Source organism: Neisseria sp. (genome assembly GCF_030530745.1).
Classification (GTDB): domain Bacteria; phylum Pseudomonadota; class Gammaproteobacteria; order Burkholderiales; family Neisseriaceae; genus Neisseria.
The window spans coordinates 15,712-32,903 of record NZ_JAUMUI010000020.1; the positions used below are offsets into that span (position 1 = coordinate 15,712).

Annotated in this window: 18 protein-coding genes and 1 tRNA gene; 6 read left to right on the forward strand and 13 right to left on the reverse strand. The window is 54.0% G+C overall.

The features are described from left to right. Nucleotides 1–245: 245 nt before the first annotated feature. Complete coding sequence (locus tag Q3970_RS07990) at nt 246–1,070, reverse strand: DNA ligase (RefSeq protein WP_303100049.1); 825 nt, start codon at nt 1,068–1,070, stop codon at nt 246–248. Nucleotides 1,071–1,138: 68 nt separating this feature from the next. Here Q3970_RS07990 and Q3970_RS07995 point away from each other — a divergent pair, with 68 nt between their 5' ends. The 3 genes from Q3970_RS07995 to Q3970_RS08005 all read left to right on the forward strand — a co-directional run bounded on the left by Q3970_RS07995 (nt 1,139) and on the right by Q3970_RS08005 (nt 3,443). Next, on the forward strand, nt 1,139–1,783 hold the full coding sequence (locus tag Q3970_RS07995) for an MBL fold metallo-hydrolase (RefSeq protein WP_303100050.1): 645 nt from the start codon (nt 1,139–1,141) through the stop codon (nt 1,781–1,783). Nucleotides 1,784–1,877: 94 nt separating this feature from the next. After that, a complete protein-coding gene (locus tag Q3970_RS08000) occupies nt 1,878–3,152 on the forward strand; it encodes an OmpA family protein (protein ID WP_303100051.1) in 1,275 nt (424 codons plus the stop codon). Nucleotides 3,153–3,248: 96 nt separating this feature from the next. Beyond that, entirely contained in the window at nt 3,249–3,443 is a 195-nt protein-coding gene (locus Q3970_RS08005; RefSeq protein WP_303100052.1) for a hypothetical protein, read from the forward strand. Between the two features lie 7 nt (nt 3,444–3,450). Here the strand turns inward: Q3970_RS08005 and Q3970_RS08010 are convergent, their stop codons facing one another. The 7 genes from Q3970_RS08010 to Q3970_RS08040 all read right to left on the reverse strand — a co-directional run bounded on the left by Q3970_RS08010 (nt 3,451) and on the right by Q3970_RS08040 (nt 10,303). After that, the gene (locus Q3970_RS08010) at nt 3,451–6,288 is read right to left on the reverse strand and encodes a valine--tRNA ligase (RefSeq protein WP_303100053.1); all 2,838 of its coding nucleotides are present in this window, start codon (nt 6,286–6,288) and stop codon (nt 3,451–3,453) included. Nucleotides 6,289–6,434: 146 nt separating this feature from the next. Beyond that, nucleotides 6,435–6,731 carry a DNA-binding transcriptional regulator gene (locus tag Q3970_RS08015; protein ID WP_054599660.1) on the reverse strand — a complete coding sequence of 99 codons (297 nt, stop codon included), beginning with the start codon at nt 6,729–6,731 and terminating at the stop codon, nt 6,435–6,437. A gap of 262 nt (nt 6,732–6,993) precedes the next feature. After that, nucleotides 6,994–7,773 carry a type I methionyl aminopeptidase gene (gene map / locus Q3970_RS08020; protein ID WP_303100066.1) on the reverse strand — a complete coding sequence of 260 codons (780 nt, stop codon included), beginning with the start codon at nt 7,771–7,773 and terminating at the stop codon, nt 6,994–6,996. Nucleotides 7,774–7,925: 152 nt separating this feature from the next. Beyond that, complete coding sequence (locus Q3970_RS08025) at nt 7,926–8,582, reverse strand: hypothetical protein (RefSeq protein ID WP_303100054.1); 657 nt, start codon at nt 8,580–8,582, stop codon at nt 7,926–7,928. Between the two features lie 95 nt (nt 8,583–8,677). Further along, complete coding sequence (locus Q3970_RS08030; protein WP_303100055.1) at nt 8,678–9,283, reverse strand: BON domain-containing protein; 606 nt, start codon at nt 9,281–9,283, stop codon at nt 8,678–8,680. A 71-nt stretch (nt 9,284–9,354) separates the two neighbouring features. Beyond that, nucleotides 9,355–9,948, reverse strand: a complete 594-nt coding sequence (locus Q3970_RS08035; protein WP_303100056.1) for a phosphoheptose isomerase — start codon at nt 9,946–9,948, stop codon at nt 9,355–9,357. 7 nt (nt 9,949–9,955) lie between these two features. Next, the gene (locus tag Q3970_RS08040; RefSeq protein ID WP_303100057.1) at nt 9,956–10,303 is read right to left on the reverse strand and encodes a YraN family protein; all 348 of its coding nucleotides are present in this window, start codon (nt 10,301–10,303) and stop codon (nt 9,956–9,958) included. Nucleotides 10,304–10,521: 218 nt separating this feature from the next. Here Q3970_RS08040 and rsmI point away from each other — a divergent pair, with 218 nt between their 5' ends. After that, the gene (gene rsmI / locus Q3970_RS08045; RefSeq protein WP_303100067.1) at nt 10,522–11,391 is read left to right on the forward strand and encodes a 16S rRNA (cytidine(1402)-2'-O)-methyltransferase; all 870 of its coding nucleotides are present in this window, start codon (nt 10,522–10,524) and stop codon (nt 11,389–11,391) included. Between the two features lie 346 nt (nt 11,392–11,737). Here rsmI and Q3970_RS08050 read toward each other — a convergent pair whose 3' ends face one another. Beyond that, entirely contained in the window at nt 11,738–13,138 is a 1,401-nt protein-coding gene (locus Q3970_RS08050) for an efflux transporter outer membrane subunit (RefSeq protein WP_303100058.1), read from the reverse strand. A 54-nt stretch (nt 13,139–13,192) separates the two neighbouring features. Further along, a complete protein-coding gene (locus tag Q3970_RS08055) occupies nt 13,193–13,684 on the reverse strand; it encodes a MarR family winged helix-turn-helix transcriptional regulator (RefSeq protein ID WP_303100059.1) in 492 nt (163 codons plus the stop codon). Between the two features lie 622 nt (nt 13,685–14,306). Here Q3970_RS08055 and queF point away from each other — a divergent pair. Both queF and Q3970_RS08065 read left to right on the forward strand, forming a co-directional pair. Then, nucleotides 14,307–14,783, forward strand: coding sequence for a preQ(1) synthase (queF, locus tag Q3970_RS08060; protein ID WP_303100060.1), 477 nt, complete (start codon nt 14,307–14,309; stop codon nt 14,781–14,783). 137 nt (nt 14,784–14,920) lie between these two features. Continuing rightward, nucleotides 14,921–15,601, forward strand: a complete 681-nt coding sequence (locus Q3970_RS08065) for a 7-cyano-7-deazaguanine/7-aminomethyl-7-deazaguanine transporter (protein WP_303100068.1) — start codon at nt 14,921–14,923, stop codon at nt 15,599–15,601. Between the two features lie 248 nt (nt 15,602–15,849). Here Q3970_RS08065 and Q3970_RS08070 read toward each other — a convergent pair. The 3 genes from Q3970_RS08070 to Q3970_RS08080 form a co-directional block, all read right to left on the reverse strand. Next, nucleotides 15,850–15,924: transfer RNA gene (locus Q3970_RS08070), tRNA-Arg, on the reverse strand. A gap of 21 nt (nt 15,925–15,945) precedes the next feature. Beyond that, a complete protein-coding gene (locus Q3970_RS08075) occupies nt 15,946–16,920 on the reverse strand; it encodes a polyprenyl synthetase family protein (RefSeq protein WP_303100061.1) in 975 nt (324 codons plus the stop codon). Beyond that, the coding region (locus tag Q3970_RS08080; protein ID WP_303100062.1) for a hypothetical protein at nt 16,832–17,192 on the reverse strand (361 nt) is incomplete at its 5' end. The genes Q3970_RS08075 and Q3970_RS08080, both read right to left, overlap by 89 nt.

The following is a 17,192-nucleotide window of genomic DNA, read 5'->3' on the forward strand; positions in this document are numbered from 1 at the left end:
TTTTGTTTTAAATAAAATAAAGACAATAATTATCATTTAAAGTTCAATGCGGAAATGTAAAAAGACCATATTGAAGCTTCTGTAAAAATACCCGGCCGTCTGAAACATTTGAATATCGCTGTTTCAGACGGCCGGGTATGTAAAGGATTTTTCAGCCCGGGTTTTGCTTGTTACACCGGTTTTGCAACAGATTCTGCCTGCATTCGGAATCTTTCGGTGCTGCTGCCCGACACCGGGAAACTGTTTCAGGGCTTGGGCGGCAGATCGTTCCTTACCCGCAAAAAGGTGGCGAACCTGGGCGTGCCCTTTTGAGTGAAGCCGCGGTGGCGGTAGGTTATGGTGCTGCCGACGGCGGGCGGGTCGGCGCGGTCGCTGTCTTTCAAGCCGCTGCCGATTTTGAATTCGCCGTGTTGGTTTTTGCAGCCGAGTGCGCCGAGTTTTCCTGCGTATTTGCCTTTTCCTTCATAATGGCGGGTAACGGTGCATTCGGCATCGTGCAGGCTTTTCAGTTTCAGCAGATAGTCGCTGCGGCCGCTCCGGTAGGGCATTTCGGGGTGGCGCAGCATAACGCCTTCACCGCCTTTGGCTTCTATTTGTTTTAAAAACGCCTGTGCGTGTGCGTTGTCTTTTACCGGTATCTGTTTGATGATTTCAATCGGTGCCTGCGGGTGGCGGCGCAGCCATTTTTCGAGCACGGCCAGGCGTTGGTAGAGGTTGCCGGGAGCCTGAGGTACGTCGAACACGTGCAGTTTGATATTTTGCCAGTTGCCCGATGTGGTGCGTACGGCGGCAGAAATCTGTTCGAACTGCCCGCGCCGGCTGAACAGTTCGCCGTCGACGGGGTAGGGCGGGAAATGGTCGAGGTAGCCTGCGGGCGGGGTGAACGGATAGCCTTGACGGCTGACGAGCTGCCTGCCGTTCCAATAGGCGCGCACGCCGTCGAGTTTTTCGCTCATCGCCCAGCCGGAGATGTTTTGTGCGCGGTATTCTTTGGCGAGCAGCAAACCGGATGCAGCTGCCGGTAAGGCCGGCGTGAAAAGTAAGGCGCAAGAGAGTATGATGCTTTTCATTTTGTTTTCCCTGTGTTGTTTGTAACTATAAATATTATTACATACCGTCTGAAAAATAAAGGAAGTTTATGACCCTGCACTATGAAATAATTGCGGTAACGCCGTTCAGGCAGAACTGCACGCTGCTCTGGGACGGTGAAACCGGAGAGGCCGTGCTTACCGATGTGGGCGGCGATGTGCCGTTTGTACTGGAGGAAGTTGCCAAACGCGGCCTGAAGTTGACAGCCGTTTGGCTGACACACGGCCACTTGGATCATGCGGGCGGAGTGGTGGAGCTGCTTTCGCAGCATGAGGTGCCGGTGTTGGGGCCGCATGAAGAAGACAGCTTTCTGTTGGAACAGCTGCCGCAGGTAACGGCGCAATACGGTTTTCCCGTTTCGCCCCCGTTCGAACCGTCGCGCTGGCTGCAGGAAGGAGACACGCCGGCGGTGGGAAACCACACGTTCGAAGTGCTGCACATTCCCGGCCACACGCCCGGGCATATTGTGTTTTATTGTAAAGATGCGGAATTATTAATCGCGGGCGATGTCTTGTTCTATGAAACAATCGGCAGAACCGATTTCCCACGCGGAAACCATGCCGATTTAATCCGCAATATTGCAGGCAAACTGCTGGTATTGCCCGAACACACAACGGTGGTTGCGGGGCACGGCAGAACCACTACCGTCGGCCACGAAAAACGGCACAATCCGTTTTTGCAGGGGTTGAGTTAGGGTTAAGAAGTGTAAATTTCTAAAGGCAGTATTGCCTGCAAAACGGCGGGTGCAAATTTTTTCCACACCATCTCAATTTTTTAAGGAGTGAGTAATGTCTTTTGATTTGGGCAGTTTGCTGCAAAACCAGTTGGGCGGCGTTTTGGGTCGTTTTTTAACTCAAAACGGCGAAAGCGCCGAAAACAGCACCAAAGCCGCAGGCTTGGCGGTTCCGGCCGTTGTGGCGGGTTTGCTGAAGCATGTAGGCGGTAACCCAAGCAATGCTGCCGGCTTGTTTGAACTGATTAAAGGCAGTGCGGGCAGCCAGCTGAATAATGCTGTGGCACAGGCTGAAGAAGGCGGCAGCGGCTTGGAAGGCCTGATCGGCTGGGGTAAGGCCAAACTGCCCGAACTGCTGGGCGGCAATGCAGCCGATGTGTCCGACCAAATTGCACAGGAAAGCGGTGTGTCGAAGGCGGCTGCCGGCTCGCTGCTGTCGCTGTCGCTGCCGTTGGTGTTGTCGGTTTTGCGCGGTAAGGTACAGGGCGACAACCTCAGCCAAGGCCAGTTGCTGGGACTGCTCGGCCAGCAGCAAAACTGGCTGTCCGGCGCATTGGGCGGCGGCATGCTTTCGGCTTTGGGCATCAGCAGCCTGAGCGGCCTGTTCGGCAGCCTGAGCGGTCTGACCGGCGGTATCGGCCAAGCCGCATCCGCCGCGGCAGGCGGTGCGGCTGCAGCAACTGCCGCCGCAGGCAAGGGTTCGGGTTTGGGCAAATGGATTGCCTTGGTAATTGCCGCACTGCTGGCTTTGTTTGCCTATAAGAGCTGCGGCACCCAGAGCGGCCAAAGCGGCGGCTCGGCCGCATCCGGCGAAGCTTCGGCACCCGTTGCCGCTGAAGAGGCTTCCGGGGCGGAAGATGCGGCCGTGTCTGCCGTGATGCCGTCCGAGCCTTCCGCAGTATCAGATTCCGAAGCTTCTGCCCCCTCTGAAGTATCAGCTTCCGAAGCTTCGGCATCTGCCGCCTCAGAGGCTTCAGCCCCTGCAATCAACCCCAACAACGCCCATGTGAGCTATGAAGACGGTGTGGCCAAATTCTATTTTGCCACTGCCAAAGCCGAAGTGGCCGAAGGTGCCGAAACTGTGGTGGCCGAAGTGATTGCAGCCGGTAAAGAAGGTAAAAAACTGGTGGTCAGCGGCTTTACCGACAGCACCGGCAGTGCGGCGGCAAACGAAAAATTGTCGAAAAAACGTGCCGATGCAGTGAAAGCTTTCTTTGAAGCACAGGGCGTGGATGCTGCCAATATCGTTCTGCGTGAGCCTGAAAGCACTATCGGCGCGCAGGGCAATGATGCCGAAGGCCGCCGTGTGGAAGTGAAAGTGGAAGGTTGAGCGGTTAACCGCCGGCATTAAAACTGTTTTGACATAAAAGGCCGTCTGAAAGTCAAGCTTTCAGACGGCCTTATTACGCCCCATGTAAGGCATATCTTGTCTGTTTGGTTTAATTGTTTGGATACTGATTTCTGTGCATTGCAGGCGGATAACCGTGCCGGTGTTGCACTTGCTGTGCGGAAGCAAGGCCGTCTGAAAAAACGGGAGGAAAATAAACGCCAAGCCGGACAAGGTTTAGTCGGATATAGTGGTTCCTCTATATTTTCAGACGGCCCGAATGATGGTTTCTGAAAAGGATTCAGCTTTTCAGTTTCGCTAATTGTGCTTCCACCTTGGCCATTTTGTCCTGCAAATCGGCCAGTTCGGCTTTATCTTTTTCCACCAGGTGAGCGGGGGCTTTTTCGGTGTAGCCGGGTTTGGCCAGTTTGGCGGTAAGTTTGTCTAAAGCCTTTTGCAGTTTTTCCGCTTCCTTGTTCAGGCGGGCGGTTTCGACGGCTTTGTCGATTTCCACTTTCAGCATCAGGCGGGCGTTGCGGGCGGCCTGGCACACGGCAACCGGTGCGTCTTCGCCTTCGGGCAGTTTGTCGACCGGCTTGGCTTCGGTGAGGCGGGTGAGCGCCGGCAGGTATTTCAGCATGTCGGCCAGCTCTTGGCCGCCTTCGACCAACAGCGGCGCCTTCACGCCGGGGCCCAAGCCCATTTCGCCGCGCAGGTTGCGCACTGACTCCACCAAACCTTGCAGTACGCTCATTTTTTCAAAAGCGGAGGGCACGATTTTTTCGGGTTGGGCTTTGGGGAAGGGGGCCAGCATGATGCTGTCGGCGGTTTTTCTGCCGCACATCGGGGCGACGGTTTGCCACAATTCTTCGGTGATAAACGGGATAATCGGGTGCAGCAGGCGCAAAATCACTTCCAAAACGCGCAACAGGGTGGCTCGGGTGGTGCGCTGGGTGGCGGGACAGCCGGTTTGGATTTGCACTTTCGCCAGCTCGATATACCAGTCGCAATATTCGTTCCACACGAATTCATACAGCGTTTGCGCGGCGAGGTCGAAGCGGTAGGTGTCGAACGCGGTGGCCACTTCGGCTTCCACCTGCTGCAAACGGCCGATAATCCATTGGTCGACAAAGGTATAAGCGCGCGGAGCGCTTTCGTCTAAGCCGCAATCCTGGTTTTCGGTGTTCATCAGCACGAAGTTGGTGGCGTTCCACAATTTGTTGCAGAAATTGCGGTAGCCTTCGGCGCGTTTGAAGTCGAAATTGATGCTGCGGCCGAGGCTGGCGTAGCTGGCCATGGTGAAGCGCAGCGCGTCGGTGCCGAACACGGGAATGCCTTCGGGGAACAGCTTTTCGGTGGCTTTTTTCACTTGCGGCGCTTTTTCGGGGCGGCGCAGGCCCGTGGTGCGTTTCACCAGCAGGCTTTCCAAGTCGATGCCGTCGATTAAGTCTACCGGATCAATCACATTACCTTCCGATTTCGACATTTTCTTGCCTTCGTGGTCGCGCACCATGCCGTGGATATACACGTCTTTAAACGGCACTTGGCCGGTGAAGTGGGTAGTCATCATAATCATGCGCGCCACCCAGAAGAAGATGATTTCGTAGCCGGTAACCAGCACGCTGCTGGGCAGGAAAGCTTTCAATTCGGGCGTTTCAGACGGCCAGCCCAAAGTGGAGAAGGGCACGAGGGCGGAGGAGAACCAAGTGTCGAGCACGTCTTCGTCGCGGGTCAAACCGCTTTTACCCGCCAGCTTTTCGGCTTCTTCTTGGTTACGGGCAACGTACACCTTGCCGTCTGAATCATACCAAGCGGGAATCTGATGCCCCCACCACAGTTGGCGCGAGATGCACCAGTCTTGGATATTGTTCATCCATTGGTTGTAGGTGTTGACCCAGTTTTCGGGGATAAACTTCACCGCGCCGCTGTCCACCGCGTGTTTGGCTTTTTGTGCCAGGCTCATGCCTTTGAATTCGGATTCGGGTTCGCCGCCCTTGGGCACGGCACTCATGGCCACAAACCATTGGCTGGTGAGCATGGGCTCAATCACCGAGCCGGTGCGGTCGCCTTTCGGCGTCATCAGCGTGTGCGGCTTCACTTCGGCCAGCAGGTTTTGCGCTTCCAAGTCGGCCACGATTTGTTTGCGCGCGGCGAAGCGGTCGAGGCCGGCATAGGCTTCAGGCAGCCTGAAACCCGCTTGCGCTTCGCCTTTGTAGTTGAACACTTCGGCATCGGCCAATACTTTGGCTTCCAAATCAAATACATTGATCAAGCGGGTGTCGTGGCGTTTGCCGACTTCATAATCGTTGAAGTCGTGCGCGGGGGTGATTTTCACGCAGCCGGTGCCGAAATCTTTTTCCACATATTCGTCGGCAATCACGGGGATGGTGCGGCCGGTGAGCGGCAGCACCAGCTCTTTGCCGATTAAGTGGGCGTAGCGCTCGTCTGCGGGGTGTACGGCCACGGCCACGTCGCCCAACAAGGTTTCGGGGCGGGTGGTGGCCACAATCACGCTTTCAGACGGCCTCTCGGCAATCGGATAACGGATGTGCCACATCGAGCCTTGCTCTTCCACACTTTCCACTTCCAAATCGGATACTGCCGTGCCCAATACCGGATCCCAGTTCACCAAGCGTTTGCCGCGATAGATCAGCCCCTGCTCGAACAGGCGTACGAACACTTCGGCAACAATCGGAGCGCGCACGTCGTCCATGGTGAAATATTCGCGGCTCCAGTCGGCCGAACAACCCATACGGCGCATTTGTTCGGTGATGGTGCCGCCGGACTGTTCTTTCCATTCCCATACTTTTTCGAGGAATTTTTCACGGCCGAGCTCATGGCGCGAAATGCCCTGCCCGGCCAGTTGGCGCTCCACCACAATCTGGGTGGCGATACCGGCGTGGTCGGTGCCGGGAATCCAGCAGGTGTTGCGGCCTTTCATGCGGTAGTAGCGGGTGAGGCCGTCCATAATGGTTTGGTTGAAGGCGTGCCCCATATGCAGCGTGCCGGTAACGTTAGGCGGCGGCAGTTGGATGGCAAAGGATTCGGAACGGGAAAAATCTGGCCGGAAGCAGCCTTTTTCTTCCCAGTTGCGGTAATGTTTGGCTTCGATTTCGGCGGGGTTGTATTTGTTTAGCATGATGTTTCTTTGAATGCGGCGTTAAGTTTGTAAAATTGTGGAATTATAACGCAAAGGCCGTCTGAAACCTATAAAAGGCGTTTCAGACGGCCATGAAACTGCCCGTTAGGCCGGCCGGCGCTAACGGGCAGTTTTATTTTCTCGGCTCATTTGTTTTTCGCTTCGGCTTTGGCTTCTTTTTTCAAAGAGGCATATAAATCCGGCTGGCGGCTTTTCAGCAGCGAAGCAATCGCGAGATCATCGCGGTTTACTTTGGCCAAGTCGATTTTTTCGATATGCACCAAACGCAGCAATTCGCGCACGGGCTTGGGCATGTTACGGCCCGATTCATAACGGGAACCGCCGGACTGGGTAACGCCGATGCGGCTCCAAAAGTCCATTTGGTTTAAACCGAGTTTTTTGCGGATATCGCGGATATTTTCGATTTTCTCGAACGACTTCATGAAATTCCCTTCTTTTGTTGTAAAGCTCAATCTGGCAGTTACTTATTCAATAATAATATCTCAAACGGGTATATTATATTCGGAATAAGTATAAATGCTTAGACAGCAAAATTAGGATAAGTTTAATCGGATTTTCTATCAAGCGGTAAAAAAACGCGATAAACGTGATATGTTGTTTTTATTATCTTTTTAAAACAATGGGTTGTGTTTTTTAGTAAAGATCCTGTCCGGAAAATAATTTACATAAAAAAACGTAACGAAATCAAGGTTTACCTGTTTGGGGGCTGATTGTGAGGATTTCATACCCCGTTTCGGTAACCAAAACTTCGTGTTCCCATTGGGCGGAAAGAGACCGGTCTTTGGTAACGACCGTCCAGCCGTCGGCCAAAATGCGCAGGTGGCGTTTGCCTTGATTAATCATCGGCTCTACCGTAAAAATCATGCCCGGCTGCAACACCAAACCTTGTCCTTTGCGGCCGTAATGCAGGATTTGCGGTTCTTCGTGAAAGCCGCGGCCGATGCCGTGGCCGCAGAATTCCTGAACCACCGAATAACCTGCGTTTTCGGCAACCTGCTGGCAGGCGTGGCCGATGTCGCCCAGCGTGGCGCCGGGCCTGACGGCTTCGATGCCGGCCATCATAGATTGGTGGGTAACGTCGATCAGGCGTTGGGCATGCGGGCTGATTTTGCCCACAGCAAACATGCGGCTGGAATCGCCATGGAAGCCGTCTTTTTTAATGGTAACATCAATATTGAGAATATCGCCGTTTTTCAAAGGCTTGTCGTCTGGGATGCCGTGGCAGATAACGTGGTTGACCGAGGTGCAGCATGATTTGGGGTAGGGCGGGTTGCCGTAGTTGAGCGGTGCGGGGTAGCCGCCCTGTACTTCGGTATGGTAGTCGTGAATCAGTTTGTCCAGCTCGTTGGTGGTTACGCCGGGTTTGACGAATTGGCCGATATAGTCGAGTGCTTCGGCGGCCAGGCGGCCCAATTCGCGCATTTTTTCGATTTCTTCGGCAGTTTTGATGATAACGGCCATAATGCTTCCTTTATTGTTTCCTGTGTTCGTATTTGATATTCAGACGGCCTTTCGGTAATGCACGAAAGGCCGTCTGAAAGAGGGCGGTGCCGGTTTGCTGCCGAAAAAAGGGCTGCGGCGGGAATGATGAACCGCCGTTTCCAGCGGGCGGCAGGTTAAAACAGGTTGTCGGCTACGCCGGCGGGTTTGGCAGGTTGTGCAGGCGCGGTTTCTGCCGCAGGAGCCGGCTTGTCGGCGGCGGGTTTGGGTTCGGGTTTTTCTGCTGCGGATTTGGCCGGGGCGGTTTTCTCGGCTGCTTCGGCTTGCAGTGCGGGCGCTTCGGCTGCCGCAGGCTGTTCTTTGGGTGCAGCAGCAGGAGTTTCGGCTTCGGCCTGCTGTACGGCGGCCGGTTTGGCTGTTTCTGCCGGTGTGTTTTTACGCTGCGGTTTGGATCGGGTTTGGCGGATCGGTTTTCTGGGTTGGGTAGCGGTTTGCCCGAGGGAAGATGCGGCAACAGTTTGTGTTTCGGTTCCGGATGCCGCCGCTTCGGCATCGGTTTCCGATGCTTGTTGTGCAGTGTCTTCTGATGCTTGCTGTAAGGCAGTATAGGTTTGTGCTGCGGCTGCAGCCGGAGCGCCGCGCGGTGAAAGTATTTCAACTTCCGATACGGCGGCAGTTTGTGGCACGGAGGCTTCCTGCCGTGCGGATTCTTGGGTGTCGAAGGTTTGCATGATGCCGATTACCACACCTGCCACGGCGATGAAGGCAATGGCGAAGAGGGAGCCCAGCAGGTGTTTGGGCTTGAGCATGAAACCGGGTTTGCGGTTGTTCATTTTGTTTTCCGTTTAGCTGGTAGAGGCCGTCTGAAAATCTGTTTCAGACGGCCTTTTGCCCGTACGGCAAAATAGGTTTGAAGCGGTAAAGCTTATCATTTGTTGTAGGTTTGATAAAGCGTTACTACTTTTTTCACGCCCGAAGTGGTGCTGACGCGTTCGGTAACGGCTGCCTGTTCGGCGGGGGTGAGAATCCCCATCACATAGGTTACGCCGTCGTAGGTAACGATTTTCACGCGGCTGGGAATCACGCCTTGGATACCCAGCAGGGTGGTGCGTACTTTCGATGTGCTCCAAGTGTCGCTGCTCACGTTGCCGAAGGTACGTTTCTGCGGCGATACGCTGATGTAGTTATACACTTCTTGCGCTGCCTGCTCCGAGCGCGCCACTTGTTCTACGAATGCGCGGTCGCTTTCGTTGGCAACATGGCCGAGCAGCAGGATGTGGCGGTTGTAGCCTACTACCGACAGTCTCGGTTCGAAGCCTCCGTTTTGGCTGTTTTGGCGCAGGTGGGACAGGGCGGTGTTTTTGATGCGTACTTCCATTACGTTGTCGTCGGCCTGTGTGCCGGTGCTGCGGCGGTCGAGGGCGGATGTGCCGCCTACTGCGGCTCCGCCCAGAACGGCTCCCACGCAGCCGCTCAGCAGTGCGGCGGTTAAGGCGGCGGCGAGCAGGGTTCGGGTGTGTTGTTTGAGGTTCATCTCGAATGTGTCCTTTCTGGATGGTTTTCAGACGGCCTGGTGTGCAGGGGCCGTCTGAAAGCTGAAAACGGTTACATGCCTTCCAGCAGCATGGTATCGATGCAGTCGCACAGGGCGTGAATCAGCAAGATGTGGATTTCCTGTATGCGGGCGGTGCGCTGGTGGGGCGCGTTCAATAGAATATCGCTGTCTTTGAGCATGGCGGCGATTTTGCCGCCGTCGCGGCCGGTGAGGGCGATAACGTGCATATCGCGCTCGTGGGCGGCTTTGATGGCTTCGATAACGTTGGCGGAATTGCCCGAGGTGGAAATGCCGACAAGCACGTCGCCTGCCCGGCCCAACGCGCGCACCTGTTTGCTGAAAACGTGGTCGAAACCGTAATCGTTGCCGATGGCGGTGAGGGCGGAGGTATCGGTGGTGAGCGCCACGGCGGCCAGTTCCATGCGTTCTTTTTCAAAACGGCCGGTCATTTCGGCGGCGAAGTGTTGGGCATCGGCCGCGGAACCGCCGTTGCCGCAGGCGAGGATTTTGCCGTCGTTCATCAAGCATTGCAGCATCAGCCCGGCCGCTTCGGCGGCAGGCCCGCTGAGAATATCCGCCGCCTGCCTTTTGGCTTCGATGCTTTCGGCGAAATGGGCGGCTACGCGTTCTTGTAAAGTAGTCATCTGAAAATCAGCCTGTGATGTTCTGCACCCATTGCGGGGCATCGTTACCCTGAATCAAAACCGCGTCCAAACGGCACGCTGCATGGCTCAGGCGGTGTTGCTGCAGATAGTGCTCGGCACTTTTTTGCAGTTTTAACAGTTTGGCGGGCGTAATGCTGTAGGCCGCGCCGCCGAAGCCGCTATTTTTGCGGTATTTTACTTCAACAAACAAAATCGTGTTGCCGTTTTTGACAATCAAATCGATTTCCCCAAACGGGCAGTGCCAGTTTCGCGCCAGCAGTTTGCAGCCCTGCTTTTGCAGAAACGCGAGCGCGGCATCTTCGCCTGCCGCGCCTTGAGTATGAGTTAAGCGCATATTGTTTATCCCCGTTATAGTGAACAGCACAAAACGGTACGGCGTTGCCTCGCCTTAGCTCAAAGAGAACGATTTTGTAAGCCGCTGAAGCGGCAACAGAATCGGTTCCGTACTATCTGTACTGCCTGCGGCTTCGGCGCCTTGTCTCCTTATTGTGTTGTTTCACTATATAATCCGGCTTTTCAGACGGCCTTCCGAAAAGCGGTTTGTTATTTATGATGATGCAGAAACATTACCAAAAAGCCTGCGACAGCCTTGAGGCGCAAACATTATACGTGGTTGCCACGCCCATCGGCAATTTGGCCGACATCACCCTGCGCGCGCTGGCAGTGCTGGCCCGTGCCGATTTGGTGTGTGCCGAAGATACCCGTGTTACCGCACAACTTTTGGGTGCTTACGGCATACAGACTAAGCTGCTGAGCGTGCGCGAGCACAACGAACAGCAGATGGCGGGCAAAGTAATCGAAGCGCTTTCAGACGGCCTGACAGTGGCGCAGGTGTCGGATGCGGGCACGCCCGCCGTGTGCGACCCCGGTGCCAAACTGGCCGCCCGCGTGCGCGAAGCCGGGTTCAAGGTGGTGCCGGTGGTCGGTGCCAGCGCCGTGATGGGGGCGTTGAGTGCGGCGGGTATTGCCGAGCCGGGCTTTTATTTTCACGGGTTTCTGCCTGCCAAAGCGGGCGAGCGCCAAAAACTGCTGGCAGGCTGGGTGCAGGCCGAACATCCTGTGGTGGCGTTTGAAACCCCGCACCGCATCGCCGCCGCATTGGCCGACATGGCGGCGCTGTTCCCCGGGCGCAGGCTGACGCTGGCGCGGGAAATCACCAAAACGTTTGAAACGTTTTTAAGCGGCAGCGTAACCGATATTCAGACGGCCTTGGCCAACGATGCCAACCAGAGCCGCGGTGAAATGGTATTGGTGCTCCACCCCGCGCCGAAAGAAAAAAACAGCACGCTGCCCGAAGCGGCCCAAAACGTGATGAAGGTGCTGGTGGCCGAACTGCCCACCAAACAGGCGGCGGAGCTGGCGGCTAAAATCACCGGCGAGAGCAAAAAAGCCCTTTACGATTTGGCGCTGACCTGGAAATAAAACCGGCGGGAATGGAGGAAAGGAAATTTTGTGTGATACAAAAACTCATGCTGTTTGAGTTTTTTTTGCAAAGGCCTCAGGCCGTCTGAAAACTATTTTTTCAGACGGCCTGAGTAGGTTTAAATGCTGCTGTTTGTTTAATATGTTTCAACACACAGGACGGCACATAAAGCGTCGCCCTGCGTGTTGCCCTGATTGGGAAGGGATTACGCCCCTCCCCAATAAACCCAAATTCTGCCGCCATAAATAACGGGGTTTCAACCGTAAAGGAATTTTTGATGAAGAAACGGCGGTTTCAAACAGATAGCTGCGGAGGGGGAAGGGCGTTTTATCAAGTCCTGCTTGTTTACTGCGCCTGAAACCCGCCGCCGAGACGGGCGTGGACGCCGCTCCAAGCGGTCAGTAAGTCTGCACGGCTTTGCGCCAGCTGCATTTGCTGCTGCAAGGCTTCGTCTTGTTTTTGCAGGGGAACCAAACCGTTTTCCAGCCCGGCATGCTTGCGTCGGGAGGCGGCCGCTGCTGATTTTTCAGCGGTTTCCACCATGCGCTGCTGCAATGCGGTTTGGCTGAGCAGGCTTTGATAATCGCTGACGGCATCGGCTGCCGAACGCATGGCATTCAGCACGGTTTGGTCATACACCGCCACCTGCTCGTTAAAGCGGGCGTGGCGTGCCCCCAGTTTCGACTGTAATGCGCCCGAGGTGAAAACAGGCAGGCTGAGTGCGGGCATAATGCCCAACATACCGGAGCTTTTTCCTCTAACTACATTGAAAGCGTCTACATGTGCCAATCCGGCCAGCAGTTTCAATTCGATGTTGGGGTAGAACGCCGCTTTCGCTTCGCGGACATCTTGAGCGCGTGATTCCAAGAGGGCGCGTTGGGCGGCAATGTCGGGCCGCTTACCCAGCAGGTCGGCACGGATACGGTTGACCGCCAATATCGGTGCGGTTGCTTGCGGAGCGGGCTGCCAATTCCGCAAAGCGTCGGGTGATTGGCCTGCCGTTACCGCCAAGCTGTTGCGTATACGCGAGATATTGCGTGCCAACTGCAATTGCTGCACCTGCAATTGCTGCCGGGCCTGCTCGGCCTGATAAATCGCGGAGGCGGGCAGAATGTTAGCCTGTATGCGCTGCTTTAATAGTTTTTCGGTGCCGTCGGCCACTTGCAAGCGTTTTTGCAGGGTTTGACGCTGGGTTTCCAAAGCCTGCCAGGCAAAATATTGGGCAGCTACGGCATTGGCCACTTCCAAACGGGTTTGCACCGCCTCGTATGCTGCCGCCCGGCTGCGGCCTAAGGCGGATTGGATACGGGCTTTGTTTTTGCCCCAGAAGTCGAATGTCCAGCTGCCTTGCAAAGCGGTTGCCGCCACCAGCAGGGTATGGTCGGTGTTTGCTGTGTTGGAAACGGGTTTGGGGCTGACATACGCCCCTATGCCTTGCGAAACCAGGCCGGCTTGAACGCCGTCGGCGGCACGGTTCACGCCGAGTTCGGCCTGCGCCTGCTCGAAACGTGCCCGGGCAATCCGCATTTGCGGCGTGCTGCGGAGGGCTTCTTTGATCAAGCGGTTGAGTTTGGGGTCGCGCAACTGAGTCCACCAGCCGTCGCGTATTTCGCGGGTGGATTCGCCTTGCGGCAATGAATAAGCCGTTGGGGTGTCCAACGGCACTTGTTTGCCAAACGGCGCGCAGGCAGCGGTGAACAGCAAGCCGAGCAACACCGCGCCGTGTGTGATAAGGGTAAATTTCATCGAACTGTCCGCCTTGCTTTTGCCCGGGTGCAGCATCATGACAAAACGGCGGAATCAACCAAGCTTGGTCAGCAGTTTGCCTAAAAGATGTTGCAGCTGGGCATAATCTTCATCAGTGAAGTCTTCCCATGCCTCACCGCTTTTACTGGAAATCTGCGGCCAGATTTTTTGGATAAAGGCTTCACCCTCGGGAGTTAATTTTAACACGATTTGGCGGCGGTCTTGTTGGTTGATATGCCGTTCTACCCAGCCGCGGTCCACCATTTCGTCGGAAAGGCGGGTGGCACTGGTGCGGGTTAAATCCATCAGATCGCTCAGACGTGAGGGCAGGATTTCGCTGTTGGGGCTCACATAAACCGCCATCACGGCAAACCACAGGTTTTCGTTGATGCCGAATTCTTTCAGGCTGTCGTTCAAATGGCTGCTCAAACGCTCCGTAACGACGCGCAGCAGGCGGCCGGACTGGGTTTGTTGTTCGGAAAACTCAGGCAGGCGCCCGGAAAGTAACCGTAGCGCATTAACCAATTCGGCTTGTGAAAAACTCATTATATTTCTCTTCCCAAGGTGATGTTGGTAAATTGATTGTTTTGGCGAAATGCAGGTATCTGCTTTTAAATTCCTGTAAAATTACCGTTTTTACTTAAAAGTGCGACAAATTTTTAATTTGGCTGCAGGTATTTTAATCTTAATGTTTATAGTTTCCCAAAAAAACAGATAATCGGTTTACCTTTCTTACAAACGGCTTGATATTGTCATAAATCGGTCTGTATAAACCGTCGGGTGGATGAAATCAACCGTTTATCTGCGGCTTCAAGTGCTGTTTGGGATTTTCGGCGGGCTGTCTGCAGTGTAAGGGGATATTGTTTTTTTAGAGTAGGCCTCCTATGTATAGTTCGGCAAAAAAACATATTTTTACGCATTATGCATTTATAAAAAGACGAACGGCATTTTAAATTTCTTTTTTATTCAGTATATTGAATTATTTTATAAAACAGATGTCAGTAAATTTGTTTTTGAGTTTCCTGTTCCATAAACCATTTTTAACAGTCTTGCTTTGTGTTTCTGCCTGCCGGGTGATACAAGTTTGAGCTTTTTGTATTAAAATGCAAAAATTTGTATTGCGGTTCGCAAAACTCCCGCATTGATGAAAACCAAGGAAGCTCCACTTATGACCCGCAGCAGCGACGAATTGCACGGCATCACTTTGCTGGGCAGTCAAAACGTTTCGTACCGCAACGAATATGCGCCCGAAGTTTTGGAGGCATTCGACAACAAACACCCGGGCAATGATTATTTTGTCAAATTCATCTGCCCTGAATTCACCAGCCTGTGCCCGATGACAGGCCAACCGGATTTCGCCACCATTTATATCCGCTATATTCCTGCCGAAAAAATGGTAGAAAGCAAATCGCTCAAGCTTTATCTGTTCAGTTTCCGCAATCACGGTGATTTTCATGAAGACTGTGTCAATATCATCATGAAAGATTTGATTGCGCTGATGCAGCCGAAATATATCGAGGTTTATGGTGAATTTACGCCGCGCGGCGGGATAGCCATCCACCCGTTCGCCAATTACGGCCGTCCGGGCACCGAGTTTGAGCAGCTTGCCAAAACACGCTTGTTTTCCCACGATGCTCAATCCTGAGCGCGCGCGGCGGCATTTCCAATATCTGCAATATTTTAAAAACTGATTGAAAGCTGCCTGTTGCGGTTGGTTGGTGGGGGCCGTCTGAAAAAAAGCGGCGCACTGCCGACACAGCGCGGGCAGGCGGGAGCATGACTATGTATCGATTTACTTCTGCACAATTGCAAAAAGCCCTGATTTGTCTTGCCTTTTTTCATATTTTAATTATTGCGGCCAGCAATTACCTAGTGCAGTTTCCGTTTGAAGTGTTCGGATTCCACACCACTTGGGGGGCGTTTACGTTTCCGTTTATTTTTCTGGCTACCGATTTGACCGTGCGCATTTTCGGCCGGCACCTTGCCCGTCGGATTATTTTTTGGGTAATGCTGCCGGCGTTGGCTTTGTCGTATGCGGTGTCGGTGCTGTTTCACGAGGGTGCTTGGACGGGTTGGGCTGCGTTGGCTTCATTCAACGGTTTTGTCGGCCGCATTGCGTTGGCCAGCTTTGCCGCATATGCGCTCGGGCAGTTGCTGGATATTTTTGTGTTCAATAAATTGCGCCGCTTGAAGTATTGGTGGATTGCGCCCACGGCTTCGACGTTTTTGGGCAATGCGCTGGATACGTTGGTTTTCTTCAGTGTGGCTTTTTATGCCGGCAGCGATGCGTTTATGGCGGCAAACTGGCGGGAAATCGCGTTTATCGACTATCTTTTCAAGCTTGTTATCTGCACGCTGTTTTTCCTGCCCGCCTACGGCATATTGTTGAACGTGCTGACGAAAAAGCTGACTACACTCAAGCAGCAGGAAGAGCAGGCAGCTTTGGCGGTTCAAGAGCCTTGATGGGAAGAGCGGTATTGAAAAAGGCCGAGGCCTTTGCAAAATTCCCTTCGGCATCTTAAAGCCTCTGCGTCATGCTCGGGCTTGACCCGGGCATCTTTTTGTTTCAAAAGAAATAACAGATACCCGGGTCAAGCCCGGGTATGACGAAACATAAATAAATTCAGGGTTAAAACGTGTTTTGCAAAGGTTTCAGGCCGTCTGAAAGTTTTCAGACGGCCTTTGATATTTTGATTCGGCTGATATTGGAGTGGCCCCGCCGACAGGAATCGAACCTGTATTTTACGCTTAGGAGGCATACGTTCTATCCGTTGAACTACGGCGGGGTTTTCAAACAAAACAGTAGGTTAAGAAACCCGCGCCAGCGATTCTTGCGCCAGCGCGCGCATGGCCCGGGTAACTTCGTTGTCGGGTAGGGTGTCTAAACAGGCCACCGCTTTTTCAACGGCTTTGGCGGCTTCGGCGGCGGCGTAGGCCAGCGCGTCGGAATTTTTCACATAACCGTAGATTTTTTCAAAATAACTGCGGTCGGCATTTTGCAGGGCGGTGCGAACGTCGGAGGCTACCGCTTCGCTGCCTTGCTGCATCAGATAAATCAGCGGCAGCGTGGGTTTGCCCTCGGCCAAATCGTCGCCGACGTTCTTGCCGATTTCGTCGGGATGGCCGGAATAATCCAGCACGTCGTCGATAATTTGGAAAGCGGTGCCGACATACATGCCGTAATCTTTCAATGCCTGCTCCTGATCGGGTGTGGCGCCCGCCAAAATCGCGCCCACTTGTGCGGCGGCCTCGAACAGTTTGGCGGTTTTATATTGGATAACCTGCACATATTCGGCTTCGGTGATATTGGTATTGCCGATGTTCATCAGCTGCATCACTTCGCCTTCGGCAATGATATTGGTGGCGTCGGCCATCACTTCCAGAATCCTCATATTGCCCGAACCTACCATCAGCTGGAAGGCGCGGGTGTAGAGAAAGTCGCCAACCAGCACGGCTGCGGCGTTGCCGAACAGGCTGTTGGCGGTTTGGCGGCCTCGGCGCAGCCCGCTTTCGTCTACCACATCGTCGTGCAGCAGTGTGGAAGTGTGGATGAATTCCACCATGGCGGCCAGCGAATACAGTTTTTCATTGTCGTAACCCAAAGCCTTGCCTGCCAGAACCGTGATAATCGGGCGCAGGCGTTTGCCGCCGGCGCTGATGATGTAGGTGCCGATTTGCGAAATCAGCGCCACTTCAGACTGTACGGCCCGATTGATGACCACATTGACCTTGGCGAGGTCGTCGTTGAGGTGGCGTTGGAAGTAGGGCAGGTTTTCGAGCATGGCGTTTGCGGGTTCGGTTGGTCAAAGCAAAAGGAGGGGGGAAGAAAAATATGCAGCGCGCAATTATAGCAGCAATCATACCCGTACGCACCGCCGCAGCCGTATTTTTCAGACGGCCTGTGCCGGTTGGTGAAAATAAACTTTGACAAAACAGGCAAATAAACATAAAATTCACGGCTTCGCGCATGGTGCGCGGATATTTTGAACCAAAACCCTTATGGAGTTGAGTATGTACGCGGTCGTAAAAACCGGCGGTAAACAATACAAAGTTA

What these genes read in the sequence shown, in the direction of transcription:
- Q3970_RS08040 (WP_303100057.1), bottom strand. Translation starts at nt 10,303, where the DNA reads ATGCGCTTAACTCATACTCAAGGCGCGGCAGGCGAAGATGCCGCGCTC.
- Q3970_RS08000 (WP_303100051.1), top strand. Translation starts at nt 1,878, where the DNA reads ATGTCTTTTGATTTGGGCAGTTTGCTGCAAAACCAGTTGGGCGGCGTT.
- Q3970_RS08025 (WP_303100054.1), bottom strand. Translation starts at nt 8,582, where the DNA reads ATGAACAACCGCAAACCCGGTTTCATGCTCAAGCCCAAACACCTGCTG.
- Q3970_RS07990 (WP_303100049.1), bottom strand. Translation starts at nt 1,070, where the DNA reads ATGAAAAGCATCATACTCTCTTGCGCCTTACTTTTCACGCCGGCCTTA.
- Q3970_RS08015 (WP_054599660.1), bottom strand. Translation starts at nt 6,731, where the DNA reads ATGAAGTCGTTCGAGAAAATCGAAAATATCCGCGATATCCGCAAAAAA.
- queF (WP_303100060.1), top strand. Translation starts at nt 14,307, where the DNA reads ATGACCCGCAGCAGCGACGAATTGCACGGCATCACTTTGCTGGGCAGT.
- Q3970_RS08010 (WP_303100053.1), bottom strand. Translation starts at nt 6,288, where the DNA reads ATGCTAAACAAATACAACCCCGCCGAAATCGAAGCCAAACATTACCGC.
- Q3970_RS08030 (WP_303100055.1), bottom strand. Translation starts at nt 9,283, where the DNA reads ATGAACCTCAAACAACACACCCGAACCCTGCTCGCCGCCGCCTTAACC.
- Q3970_RS08075 (WP_303100061.1), bottom strand. Translation starts at nt 16,920, where the DNA reads ATGCTCGAAAACCTGCCCTACTTCCAACGCCACCTCAACGACGACCTC.
- Q3970_RS07995 (WP_303100050.1), top strand. Translation starts at nt 1,139, where the DNA reads ATGACCCTGCACTATGAAATAATTGCGGTAACGCCGTTCAGGCAGAAC.
- Q3970_RS08050 (WP_303100058.1), bottom strand. Translation starts at nt 13,138, where the DNA reads ATGAAATTTACCCTTATCACACACGGCGCGGTGTTGCTCGGCTTGCTG.
- Q3970_RS08065 (WP_303100068.1), top strand. Translation starts at nt 14,921, where the DNA reads ATGTATCGATTTACTTCTGCACAATTGCAAAAAGCCCTGATTTGTCTT.
- Q3970_RS08035 (WP_303100056.1), bottom strand. Translation starts at nt 9,948, where the DNA reads ATGACTACTTTACAAGAACGCGTAGCCGCCCATTTCGCCGAAAGCATC.
- Q3970_RS08055 (WP_303100059.1), bottom strand. Translation starts at nt 13,684, where the DNA reads ATGAGTTTTTCACAAGCCGAATTGGTTAATGCGCTACGGTTACTTTCC.
- rsmI (WP_303100067.1), top strand. Translation starts at nt 10,522, where the DNA reads ATGATGCAGAAACATTACCAAAAAGCCTGCGACAGCCTTGAGGCGCAA.